Below are 12017 nucleotides of genomic sequence, written 5' to 3'. Positions count from 1 at the left end.
CGCCCGGTTACATTCCGAACCCGGAAGCTAAGCCTTACAGCGCCGATGGTACTGCAGGGGGGACCCTGTGGGAGAGTAGGACGCCGCCGAACAATTCTTCTAGAGAAGCCCCCGCCGGGTGAACCGGTCGGGGGCTTCTCTGTTGTAGGGTCAACATGCAATTGTCGTCATACCGGACAGGAGGGCCCCCGGGTGGAGGTCCAGGAGACGCGGGTCCAGACCGATCGCGTCCTCACCATCCCCAACATGCTGAGCATGGGCCGGCTGGTCGGTGTTCCGCTGTTTCTCTGGCTCATCCTGTGGCCGGTCTTCGACGGGCCCAACAACGACGGTTGGGCACTGCTGATCCTGGCGCTGAGCGGGGTCAGCGACTACCTGGACGGAAAGCTCGCCCGGCGGTGGGGACAGATCAGCCGGGTGGGGCAGCTGCTCGATCCGCTGGCCGACCGGCTCTATGTGCTGTCCACCCTGGTCGGATTGACCTGGCGTGAGATTCTGCCGTGGTGGCTCACCGCGATCCTGTTGGCCCGTGAGGCGTTCATCGCCGCGCTGCTGCCGATTCTGAACCGGCACGGTTACGGCCCGCTCCAGGTGAGTTTCCTGGGGAAGGCCGCGACCTTCAATCTGATGTACGCGTTTCCGCTGCTGCTGCTCGGCAGTGTGGACAGTTGGATCGCCCGGCCGGCCGAAGTGGTGAGCTGGGCGTTCATCTGGTGGGGCACGACGCTGTACTGGTGGGCCGCGATTCTCTACGCGGTCCAGGCGAGGCGGATCGTCCGGGGCGGCACCGCGGGCTCGGCGTCCACGGTCTGAGACCTGATCTGAGAGAAGCCCCACGTCTCTTCGGTGCGTCGGACGATACCTTCCGGGTAGAGAACCTTCTGGAACGGTTTGATGGACCTGCTGGTCCACCACCGCGAAGGAGGACGCACCCGTAATGAAAGCCGTTGTAATGGCAGGGGGCGAGGGCACCCGTCTCCGCCCGATGACCTCCAGCATGCCGAAGCCGCTGCTTCCGGTCGCCAATAGGCCGATCATGGAGCACGTGCTTCGGCTGCTGAAGCGGCACGGCCTCTCCGACACCGTCGTCACCGTGCAGTTCCTGGCGTCGCTGGTCAAGAACTATTTCGGTGACGGCGAAGAGTTGGGCATGCATCTGACCTATGCCCACGAGGAGACGCCACTGGGCACTGCGGGGAGTGTCAAGAACGCCGAGGACGCGCTCAAGGACGATTCCTTTCTGGTGATCTCCGGTGACGCGCTGACCGACTTCAATCTCTCGGAATTGATCGACTTTCACCGCAGCAAGAACGCTCTGGTCACCGTCTGCCTCACGAGGGTGCCGAACCCGCTGGAGTTCGGCATCACGATCACGGACGACGAGGGGAGGGTGGAGCGGTTCCTGGAGAAGCCGACCTGGGGGCAGGTCTTCTCCGACACCGTCAACACCGGTATCTACGTGATGGAGCCCGAGGTCTTCGACTACGTCGCGGCGGGTGAGTCCGTCGACTGGTCGAGCGACGTCTTCCCGCAGCTGTTGAAGGAGGGCAAGCGGGTCTACGGCTACGTCGCCGAGGGCTACTGGGAGGACGTGGGCACCCACGAGAGCTACGGCAAGGCCCAGGCGGACGTCCTGGAAGGCAAGGTCGACGTCGAGCTCGACGGCTTCGAGATCTCCCCGGGGGTCTGGGTGGCCGAGGGCGCCGAGGTGGACCCGGAGGCGGTGCTGCGCGGGCCGCTGTACATCGGGGACTACGCCAAGGTCGAGGCCGGCGTGGAGATCCGCGAGCACACCGTGCTGGGCAGCAACGTGGTCGTCAAGCGCGGCGCGTTCCTGCACAAGGCGGTGGTGCACGACAACGTGTACGTCGGGCCGCAGAGCAATCTGCGCGGCTGCGTGGTCGGCAAGAACACCGACGTGATGCGGGCCGCGCGGATCGAGGACGGCGCGGTGATCGGGGACGAGTGCCTGGTCGGCGAGGAGTCGATCATCGGGGCGAACGTCCGGGTCTATCCCTTCAAGACCATCGAGGCCGGCGCCGTCGTCAACACCTCGGTGATCTGGGAGTCGCGTGGCCAGGAGCACCTCTTCGGGGTGCGCGGCGTATCCGGCGTCCTGAACGTCGAGATCACCCCGGAGCTGGCCGTGCGGCTGGCGGGGGCGTACGCGACGACGCTGAAGAAGGGCGCGACCGTCACCATCGCGCGTGACCACTCGCGTGGTGCGCGTGCGCTCAAACGGGCGATGATCTCGGCGCTCCAGACCTCCGCGATCGACGTCCGCGACCTCGAGAACGTGCCCATGCCGGTGGCCCGGCAGCACACGGCGCGGGGGAGCGCGGGCGGGATCTTCCTGCGGACCACGCCGGGCGTGCCGGACTCGTTGGACATCCTGTTCTTCGACGAGCGCGGGGCCGACCTCTCCCAGGCCGGCCAGCGCAAGCTCGACCGCGTCTACGCGCGCCAGGAGTTCCGGCGGGCCTTCCCCGGGGAGATCGGGGACCTGACCTTCCCGTCCAGCGTCTTCGACTCCTACGCGGGCAACCTGCTGCGGACGGTGGACACCACCGGCGTCCGGGAGGCCGGGCTGAAGGTGGTCGTCGACACCGCGCACGGCAGCGCGGGCCTGGTTCTGCCGAGCATCCTCGGCCGGCTCGGGGTGGAGGCGCTCACCGTCTCCAGCGGGCTGGACGAGGCGCGGCCGACCGAGGACGCGGAGACCCGGCGGGCCGGGCTGGCCAGGCTCGGCGAGCTCGTGGCGTCCTCGCGGGCGGCCTTCGGGGTGCGGTTCGACCCGGTGGGCGAGCGTGTCGCGTTCGTGGACGAGCTCGGACGGGTGATCGACGACGACCGGGCGCTGCTGGTGCTGCTGGACCTGGTCGCGGCCGAGCGGCGCAGCGGGCAGGTGGCACTGCCGGTGACCACGACCCGGATCGCCGAGCAGGTCGCCGCGTACCACGGCACCCAGGTCATCTGGACCACGACGACGCCGGACGACCTCGCGAAGGCGGCCTCCGCCGAGGGCACGGTGTTCGGCGGGGACGGGCGCGGCGGCTTCGTGGTGCCGGAGTTCAGCGGGGTGCTGGACGGCGCCGCGGCGTTCGTCCGGCTGGTCGGCCTGGTGGCGCGGACCCAGCTCACGCTGAGCCAGATCGACGCGCGGATTCCGCAGGCGCACATCCGGCGCCGGGACATCGCGACGCCGTGGGCGGCCAAGGGCATGGTCATGCGCTCGGTGGTGGAGGCGGCCGGCAGCCGTCGGCTGGACACCACCGACGGCGTCCGGGTGGTCGAGGCCGACGGGCGCTGGACGCTGGTGCTGCCGGACCCGGCCGAGGCGGTCACCCACCTGTGGGCGGAAGGCCCTGACGACGAGGCCACCGAGGCGCTGCTGGACGAGTGGGCCGCCGTGGTCGACGGAGCGGGGCGGTGACGTCCCGGAGCTGAGCACGGCCTGAGTCCGGAACTGCTCCGGACGGCGGGGCGCACGGTGTGATTCGTGCGCCCCGCTGCCCGTTTTCGCACCATTCGGAACAATCCGTCACTTTCCGTGATGTGTGCAGCGTGTGTGCAGCTCAGGGGCTGTGCACGGGCCCGCTCGGCGGCGTGGGACGATGGTCTCCATGCCAGCGACGCCGACGCCGAGTGCCCCGAACGGACGGTACAACCGTCCGGACGCCTCGATGTCCCTGCTGACCAACGTGATGGACCACAGCCTCGACGAGGGCTACGCGGAGGCGGCCGCCGCGCGCGGCGGTGCCCGCGACAGCCGGATGCCCGGCACCCTGCAGGGCCTGCTCACCCTGGGCGCCGGGCTGGCGCTGGTCGGCGCGGTGGTGACGGTGGGCGCGGTGAACGCGCACAAGGCCGAGCCGTCGCTGGCCAAGGAGCGGGACGCGCTGATCCACCGGATCAACGACAGCAACACCTCGGCCGACCACCTGCAGAAGCAGGTGCAGGAGCTGCGGCTCAAGGTCGACAGCACCCAGCAGCAGGCGCTGGCCTCGGGGGACGCCGATCCCGGCGGGGTGACCGGGGCCGTGGGCCTGGGCCAGGTCACCGGGCCGGGCGTGAAGCTGGTCCTGGAGGACGCCGCGGGCACGGGCCTGGGCGGCAACGTCGACCCGCGCGCCGGGCAGGGATTCTCCAACAGCGGCCGGCTGCGGGACCGCGACCTGCAACTGGTGGTGAACGGCCTCTGGGGGTCCGGGGCCGAGGCGATCGCGATCAACGGCCAGCGGCTGACCGCGCTGTCCGCGATCCGGGCCGCGGGCGAGGCGGTGCTGGTGGACAACCGGCCGCTGGTGCCGCCGTACAGCATCCAGGCGATCGGGGACGGCTCGAAGCTCCTCGGCGCCTTCGAGAGGGACATGGCCGGGCAGTACCTGCGACTGCTCCAGGAGCAGTACGGCATCAAGTCGACGCTCTCCGTGCAGAAGAACCTGACGCTGCCGGCGGCGGTGGGGGTGACGCTGCGGACCGCGCAGCCGGTGATGCCCGAGGCCTCGCCCACGGCGGCCCCGACGGCTCCGGCCGGCACGCCGCCGGCCGGAGCCGGAACCCAGGAGAGTCCCGGAGCGTCGGTCTCACCACCGGCCTCGCCGTCCGCAGCCGTCTCGCCGACCGCTACCAGCAGTACCTCCACCGCCAAGCGGCGTCCGACCACCGGAACCACCAAGACCCCGACAGGGACAGGAGCAGCCAGACCGTGATTGCCGTACTGGGTCTTGTGATCGGGGTGGTCGTCGGCCTCTTCGTCCAACCCGAGGTGCCGGACGCCGTCGTGCCGTACCTGCCGATCGCGGTGGTGGCGGCGCTGGACGCCGTGTTCGGCGGTGTCCGGGCGATGCTCGACGGGATCTTCAACGACAAGGTGTTCATCGTCTCGTTCCTGTCGAACGTGGTGGTCGCGGCGCTGATCGTCTTCCTCGGTGACCAGCTGGGCGTCGGCTCGCAGCTGTCCACCGGTGTGGTCGTCGTCCTCGGCATCCGCATCTTCTCCAACGCGGCCGCGATCCGGCGCCATGTCTTCCGTGCCTGAGTCCGGCCGCGAGGCGGCGGAGGAGCGGGAGACGGCGGCGGTCGAGCCGGCCGCCGGGAAGCCGGGCGGCTCGTCGGGCGGGAAGGCGGTCGAGGAGACGGCTGCGAACCCCGCCGAGAAGGCCGTGGACGCACCTGAGCCGGTGCCGGACGGGGAGTCCGGGCCGGAGGGCGCGACGGGCCCGGCCGAGGCGGCTGAGACGGCCGGGGAGAGCGCCGCGGCCGAGGCGGCGTCGGAGGAGAAGTCTGACGCTGAGCCTGAGCTTGAGGCCGCTTCGGTGCCCGAGCCGACGCTGCGGCTCACCAAGGTCCCCGGACCGGCGCCCGAGGTGACGCCGGAGGCCGAGGCGAAGCCTGCGCCGGTGCCCGCGTCCGCCGCTGAGCCCGAGTCCGGGTCCAGGCCCGAGCCGGAAGCGGCAGCCGAGCCCGAGCCCACGCCTGACCCCGAGCCCGCCGCGGACCGGAACACCGGCCGGCGGCGCCTGAAGGCGGCGCTCTGGCCGCCGCGGCTGTCGCGCGGGCAACTGGTGGTGGCTCTGCTGCTGTTCTCGCTCGGTCTGGGGCTGGCGATCCAGGTGCGGTCGACCAACGACCACCACAGTCAGCTGCGCGGGGCCCGCCAGGAGGACCTGGTGCGGATCCTCGACGAACTGGACAGCCGTCAGCAGCGTCTCCAGCAGGAGAAGGCGGAGCTGGAGCAGTCCCTCGCGAAGCTGGAGAACAGCTCCAACCAGGCCAAGGAGGCCCAGGAGCAGACCAGGAAGAAGGCGACGGAACTCGGCGTGCTCGCCGGTACCGTCAAAGCCACTGGTCCGGGCATCGTACTCACGGTCGATGATCCCCAAGGGCAGGTGAAGGCGGATATGCTGCTGGACACCCTGCAAGAACTTCGAGCGGCGGGGGCGGAGGCGATTCAGATCAACGATGTGCGCGTGGTGGTCAACACCTACTTCACCGACGTGTCGGGCGGTGGGGTGCAGATCGACGGGAAGAAGGTCTCGCAGCCCTACCGCTTCACGGTGGTGGGGAACCCGCAGGATCTGACACCCGCGCTGAACATCCCGGGAGGTGTCGTCCGTACGCTGGAGAGCCACCAGGCGCGGGCGACGATCACCCAGCAGCCGAAGGTGGTCGTCGACGCCCTCGTGGATCCGAAGTCGCCGCAGTACGCCAAGCCGGCCTCGAAGTGACGGGGCGCCCGGCGAACGGCCCGTCAGGGGCGGGCGGCACCCGCTGCGGGGCGCCGCCGTCACATGGGCGAGACTGGTTCGCACCGGTACGCTCCGGAGCAACAACCGCAGTACCAGCCGCCGGAGTGCCACTCCGGCGGTCCCGAGCCGCGAAGACCGGGCTCGCAGCATGTCCGAGGTTCTCACCCTGCCCCGCGGGCGGGTCTGTCACACGCAAGGGGATTCGCCCGTGAGTTTCTTCTCGAAGTTGTTCGGTCGCAACAAGGGCCGTGGCGCCGCCGCCGTCGAGGCGCCCACCGCGCGTCACCGCCGGCCGGAGGACGAGCCCGCGGTGCCGGGCATGCGTCCGGCCCCGGAGGCCGCGCCGTACGGCCAGCAGCTGTACCGGGACGGCGGCGCCGCCCAGTACGCCGGGAATCCGGCGGGCTACGGCGCGTCGGTTGACCCCTCCGGCGAGCCGCGCATAGGTTTCCCGTCAGCACCCTCAACCTCTGGTGGAGGGTTTGCCCCGGATCCGTACGCCGGGCACAACCCGTCGGGTGTGCCGCGCCAGGAGGCTGTGAACATGGCTGGCCCCACTCCGTGCCCCAGGTGCGGCAACCAGAACCCGGCCTCGGCGCGGTTCTGTTCCAACTGCGGCACGGCGCTGCGCGGTGGCCTGCTCCCGGAGGGCGCGGCGGAGACCACGTCGACCATCTCCATCTCCGGCCTGGAGTCGTACGACCCCACCACCACGACCGGCACCGGCGCCACGCCGGCCCTGTCGGCCGAGGTGCTGTCGGCGATCGACGCGCTGCCGCCGGGCTCGGCCCTGCTGATCGTGCAGCGCGGTCCGAACTCCGGCAGCCGCTTCCTGCTGGACTCGGACGTCACCACGGCGGGTCGTCACCCGCAGGGTGACATCTTCCTCGACGACGTCACGGTCTCGCGCCGCCACGTGGAGTTCCGCCGCACCCCGGCCGGCTTCAGCGTCGCGGACGTGGGCAGCCTCAACGGCACGTACGTGAACCGGGAGCGGATCGACGAGGTGTCGCTGAACAACGGCGACGAGGTGCAGATCGGGAAGTACCGGCTGGTGTTCTTCGCCGGCCACAACCGGGGGTACTGAAAGCGACGTCGGCAGGAGCCCGAGTGAATACGAATACCCCTTCCTCTTCTCTCGGGGCGGCCACCCCAACCGCGTCCGGTCCGCAGGCGGACCGCGGCGGGCGCGGGGTGGTCGCGGGCCCGCGGCAGCCGGTCCGGGCCGAGCGGCCCGTAGGACGCCGGCGCGGCGCCGACGAACTGCTGAGCATCGGCGCGGTGCTGGCCTTCCTGCGCGACGACTTCCCCGAGGTGACCATCTCCAAGATCCGCTTCCTGGAGGCGGAGGGGCTGGTCGAGCCGCAGCGCACGCCCTCGGGGTACCGCAAGTTCAGTCCGGCCGACGTCGAGCGGCTGGCGTACGTCCTGCGCATGCAGCGGGACCACTACCTGCCACTGCGGGTGATCCGCGAGCACCTGGACGCCATCGAGCGCGGCGAGAGCCCGCCCGCGCTGCCCTCCGCCGCCGACACCCGTCCCGGTCCGGTGGAGGAGGCGGACCGGGAACTGGTCGCCGCCGGCGAGGTGCCCTCCGGCGTCCGGCTGGGGCGCGCCGAGCTGCTGGCGGCGGCCGAGGCGGGGGAGCCGGAGCTGGCCGAGTGGGAGTCCTACGGGCTGGTCGCCCCGGGCCCGGACGGCGGCTACGACGGCGAGGCGCTCCAGGTGGCCCGGCTGGTCGCCGAACTCGGCCGGTACGGGCTGGAGCCCCGGCACCTGCGGGCCATGAAGGCGGCGGCGGACCGCGAGATCGCGCTGGTGGAGCAGGTGGTGGCGCCGTTGCGCCGGCACCGGAACCCGCAGACCAGGGCGCACGCGGAGGCCACCGCCCGGGAGCTCGCCACGCTGTCCGTACGGCTGCACGCGGCGATGGTCCAGGCCGGGCTGCGGGCCCGGAGCTAGGGCCTGTCCTCGAACTCGCGTCTGCGGGGCGTTTGAGGACAGACCCTGGCGCCCTGCCCGTGCCCCGCGGCACCGGCTGCACCGCGCTGACCAGCGGCGTCGGCCCTGCGCTTTCATATCCGGGAGCGGAGCCATAGGGTTGCCTGTGTGAATGAGCTCGACGTCGTGGGTGTCCGAGTGGAGATGCCTTCCAACCAGCCGATCGTGCTGCTGCGGGAGGTCGGGGGAGATCGCTACCTGCCGATCTGGATCGGCCCCGGCGAGGCGACCGCGATCGCCTTCGCCCAGCAGGGCATGACGCCGGTGCGCCCGCTGACGCACGACCTCTTCAAGGACGTCCTGGAGGCGCTCGGCCAGCAGCTCACCGAGGTCCGGATCACCGACCTGCGGGAGGGCGTGTTCTACGCCGAGCTGGTGTTCGCCGGCGGGGTCGAGGTGAGCGCCCGGCCGTCCGACGCCATAGCGCTGGCGCTGCGGACCGGCACGCCGATCTACGGGAGCGAGGAGGTGCTCGCCGAGGCGGGCATCGCGATCCCGGACGAGCAGGAGGACGAGGTCGAGAAGTTCCGCGAGTTCCTCGACCAGGTGTCGCCCGAGGACTTCGGGGGCAGCGGCCCGCAGTAGCGGGGCCCGACCGTGCGGCCGTTCGGCCCACCGTTTTGCCAAAAATCGTCCATCTACCCACACTAGGGGCACGAAAAACCACTCTCCTGAGTGATGTGGCTTGTCTGACCCGGCGTGGCGATCGTTGACGGGTCATAGGGGACTGCCTACCGTCAGGAGTGGCTGTCCGGGTGGCTGATGCCCGCAGTCGGGTTGCCCGCAGCACGAGTGGACGGAGGCAGGCATGAGAAGCACCGGCGACGACGCGGCCGTGGGAGGCCGGTGCGCCGTGCACATGCCGCGCACCGCTCGTACCGTGACGGATCTCCCCCGGATGGGCAGGTTCCCGGCCGTGCAACCGGGCCAGCCGGCCATCGAGCGGCTGTCCCCGACGTCCGACCTGCTCGGCTTCCGGGGCCCGACGGCCTGTGCGGCGGCCGGCATCACCTACCGCCAGCTGGACTACTGGGCCCGCACCGGACTGCTGGAGCCCAGCGTCCGCACCGCGTACCCGTCGACCAGCCAGCGGCTCTACAGCTTCCGCGACATCCTGCTGCTGAAGATCGTGAAGCGGCTGCTCGACGCGGGCGTCTCGCTGCAGAACATCCGGGTGGCCGTCGCCCACCTCCAGGCCGCCGACCAGGCCGACTTGGCCGGGATGACGCTGATGTGCGACGGCGCGACGGTGTACGAGTGCACCACGCCGCAGCAGGTGGTGGACCTGCTGAAGGGCGGTCAGGGGGTGTTCGGCATCGCGGTGGGAGCGGTCTGGCAGGAGCTGGAGCTCACCCTCGGGCGGCTGCACGCCGAGCGCACCGACACCGGCGAGACCCTGGTCGGGCACGATCCGGCCGACGAGCTCGCCCAGCGGCGCAACCGGGCGGTCTGACCGGTCGTCCGACGGGGCCGCGGGTCCGGACGGGGAACCGTCCGGACCCGCGGCCCCGTCGTGTTCCCTGGTTGACGTGATCGAGGGAGGGCACGTGGAGGTCGGCACCGGGATATCGGGGCTGCTGCGACGCAGGGCCGGGCTGCTGGCGACGCGGCTGCGGCAGCGGCGGACCCAGCGCAGGGTGTTCCAGGCCGCGACGGTGCTCTGCTCGCTGGCGCTGGCGCCGAGCGCCTGGGTGTGGTTCGCCGCGGGGGACCGGGTGGGCACCGTGGAGAGCGCGCCCGCCGCTCCGGTCGCGGTGGTCTTCGGCGCCGGGCTGGACCGGGGCAGGCCCTCGCCGTACCTGGAGCACCGGCTGGTCGCGGCGCTGGACCTGTACCGGGAGGGGAAGGTGCAGGCGATCCTGGTGACCGGGGACAACGGGCGGGTCGAGTACGACGAGCCCGACGCGATGTACACCTACCTGACGCGGCACGGGGTGCCCGAGGACCGGGTGGTGCGGGACTACGCGGGCTTCGACACCTGGGACTCCTGCACCCGGGCGCGCCGGATCTTCGGGGTGGACCACGCGGTGCTGGTGAGCCAGGACTTCCACGTCCGCCGGGCGCTGGCGCTGTGCGAGGCGGCGGGCATCCGCTCGTACGCGGTCGGGGTGCCGGAACTGCACGACGCGACCTGGCTGTACGGCGGGCTGCGGGAGGTCGCCGGGGCGGGCAAGGCGGCGGCCGACGCCTGGCTGCGGCCGGACCCGCTGTTCCTCGGGCCCACCGAGGACGGCATCCCGAAGGCGCTGGCGCAGGCGGCGCGGAGGTAGCGGCCGGGCAGGCCGTCCGGCCGGGTTCGTACGCACTGTCGGACCCGTACGCGATGATCGGCGGGTGCGATCTCTGCCGAGCATCATCCACCTCGACATGGACGCCTTCTTCGCGGCGGTGGAGCAGGCGGCCAAGCCGAGCCTGCGCGGCAAGCCGGTGATCGTCGGCGGGCTCGGCGGGCGCGGGGTGGTCTCCACGGCCTCGTACGAGGCGCGCAGGTTCGGGGTGCACTCGGCGATGCCGATGGCCCAGGCGCGCCGGCTCTGCCCCAACGCCGCCTTCCTGTCGGGGCGGTTCGAGGCCTATCGGCAGAACAGCGAGATCGTGATGGGGCTGCTGCGGCAGCTGTCCCCGCTGGTGCAGCCGCTCAGCCTGGACGAGGCCTTCGTGGACCTGGAGGCCGGTCCGTACGGCCCGGCGCTGCTGGACGCGGACCACGAGACCGGCGAGCAGCTGGTGCTGGCGCTGGCCGAGGACCTGCGGGCGGACATCCATCGGCTGACCGGGCTGACCGGCTCGGTCGGGGCGGCCGGGTCCAAGCTGATGGCCAAGATCGCCTCCGAGCAGGCCAAGCCGGACGGCCTCGTGATGATCGAGCCCGGGGAGGAGCGGGCCGTGCTCGGCCCGATGCCGGTGCGGGCGCTGCCCGGGATCGGGCCGGCCACCGAGCAGGTGCTGCGCCGGGCCGGGCTGAACACGGTGGCCGACCTCGCGGAGGCGGGGGAGGCGGAGCTGGTGCAGCTGGTCGGGCGGGCGCACGGCGCCGGGATCTTCCAGATGTCCATAGGGCTGGACGACCGGCCGGTGATCGCCGACCAGGACGCCAAGTCCGTGTCGGTGGAGGACACCTACGAGGTGGACCTGGCCGACCGGGAGCGGGTGCTGCGCGAGGTGGAGGCGCTGGCCGGCCGGTGCGTGCGGCGGCTGCGGGCGGCCGGGCGCTCGGGGCGCACGGTGGTGCTCAAGGTGCGGCGGTTCGACTTCTCGACGCTGACCCGCTCGGAGACGCTCGGCGGCCCGACCGACGACGAGGCGGTGATCACCGCGACCGCGCGCCGGCTGGCCGAGCAGGTGGACATCACCGGCGGGGTCCGGCTGCTCGGTGTGGGCGTCGCCCAGCTCTCCGACTACACCCAGGAGGACCTGTTCGCCCAGGCGCTGCGGGAGGAGGCCGCGGAGCAGGCGGAGGCGGTGGCCGAGGCGGTGGAGGCCGAGGAGGAGCCGGAGGCCGTCGTGGTGCGGCGCTGGATGCCCGGACAGGACGTTCGGCACGAGGAGTTCGGGCCGGGCTGGGTGCAGGGCAGCGGCGTCGGGAGGGTCACCGTACGGTTCGAGACGCCGTGGAGCGGGCCGGGGCGGGTGCGGACCTTCGCGGTGGACGACCCCGCGCTCGAACCGTCCCGGGCGCTGCCGCTGCGGCAGGAGGAGGGGGAGGACGGCGCGGCGGACGCGGACGGCGGGTCGGCCGAGGGGGCCTGAAACGCGAAGCGGCCC

General features: G+C 71.7%; 11 protein-coding genes and 1 rRNA gene. All 12 read left to right on the top strand.

From position 1 onward, the window contains the following. Positions 1–92: ribosomal RNA gene (rrf, locus tag ACZ7RU_RS29715) — 5S ribosomal RNA — on the top strand; the annotation flags it as partial. 100 nt (positions 93–192) lie between these two features. Beyond that, entirely contained in the window at positions 193–813 is a 621-nt protein-coding gene (locus tag ACZ7RU_RS29710; RefSeq protein ID WP_470344046.1) for a CDP-alcohol phosphatidyltransferase family protein, read from the top strand. A 124-nt stretch (positions 814–937) separates the two neighbouring features. After that, positions 938–3433, top strand: a complete 2496-nt coding sequence (locus tag ACZ7RU_RS29705) for a sugar phosphate nucleotidyltransferase (protein WP_470344045.1) — start codon at positions 938–940, stop codon at positions 3431–3433. A gap of 190 nt (positions 3434–3623) precedes the next feature. Continuing rightward, positions 3624–4712 carry a DUF881 domain-containing protein gene (locus ACZ7RU_RS29700; protein WP_470344044.1) on the top strand — a complete coding sequence of 363 codons (1089 nt, stop codon included), beginning with the start codon at positions 3624–3626 and terminating at the stop codon, positions 4710–4712. Then, on the top strand, positions 4709–5041 hold the full coding sequence (locus tag ACZ7RU_RS29695; protein ID WP_030062488.1) for a small basic family protein: 333 nt from the start codon (positions 4709–4711) through the stop codon (positions 5039–5041). Before ACZ7RU_RS29700 ends, ACZ7RU_RS29695 begins: the two co-directional genes overlap by 4 nt. Before the next feature lie 277 nt (positions 5042–5318). Next, on the top strand, positions 5319–6230 hold the full coding sequence (locus ACZ7RU_RS29690) for a DUF881 domain-containing protein (RefSeq protein WP_470344054.1): 912 nt from the start codon (positions 5319–5321) through the stop codon (positions 6228–6230). Positions 6231–6459: 229 nt separating this feature from the next. After that, the gene (locus tag ACZ7RU_RS29685; RefSeq protein WP_470344043.1) at positions 6460–7338 is read left to right on the top strand and encodes an FHA domain-containing protein; all 879 of its coding nucleotides are present in this window, start codon (positions 6460–6462) and stop codon (positions 7336–7338) included. A 179-nt stretch (positions 7339–7517) separates the two neighbouring features. Further along, on the top strand, positions 7518–8213 hold the full coding sequence (ftsR, locus tag ACZ7RU_RS29680) for a transcriptional regulator FtsR (RefSeq protein ID WP_470344053.1): 696 nt from the start codon (positions 7518–7520) through the stop codon (positions 8211–8213). Positions 8214–8360: 147 nt separating this feature from the next. Then, on the top strand, positions 8361–8837 hold the full coding sequence (locus tag ACZ7RU_RS29675; RefSeq protein WP_030303568.1) for a bifunctional nuclease family protein: 477 nt from the start codon (positions 8361–8363) through the stop codon (positions 8835–8837). Between the two features lie 223 nt (positions 8838–9060). Next, positions 9061–9705, top strand: coding sequence for a MerR family transcriptional regulator (locus ACZ7RU_RS29670; RefSeq protein ID WP_470344042.1), 645 nt, complete (start codon positions 9061–9063; stop codon positions 9703–9705). A gap of 76 nt (positions 9706–9781) precedes the next feature. Continuing rightward, the gene (locus tag ACZ7RU_RS29665) at positions 9782–10522 is read left to right on the top strand and encodes a SanA/YdcF family protein (protein WP_470344041.1); all 741 of its coding nucleotides are present in this window, start codon (positions 9782–9784) and stop codon (positions 10520–10522) included. Between the two features lie 64 nt (positions 10523–10586). Continuing rightward, positions 10587–12002 (top strand): DNA polymerase IV, encoded by a 1416-nt coding sequence (locus tag ACZ7RU_RS29660; protein ID WP_470344040.1) that lies wholly within the window; start codon positions 10587–10589, stop codon positions 12000–12002. The last annotated feature ends 15 nt before the right edge of the window (positions 12003–12017 follow it).

This window comes from Kitasatospora sp. NPDC114501 (assembly GCF_055633695.1).
This window is presented reverse-complemented; position numbering and strand designations above follow the sequence as displayed.

What these genes read in the sequence shown, in the direction of transcription:
- ACZ7RU_RS29705 (WP_470344045.1), top strand. Translation starts at nt 938, where the DNA reads ATGAAAGCCGTTGTAATGGCAGGGGGCGAGGGCACCCGTCTCCGCCCG.
- ACZ7RU_RS29700 (WP_470344044.1), top strand. Translation starts at nt 3,624, where the DNA reads ATGCCAGCGACGCCGACGCCGAGTGCCCCGAACGGACGGTACAACCGT.
- ACZ7RU_RS29670 (WP_470344042.1), top strand. Translation starts at nt 9,061, where the DNA reads ATGAGAAGCACCGGCGACGACGCGGCCGTGGGAGGCCGGTGCGCCGTG.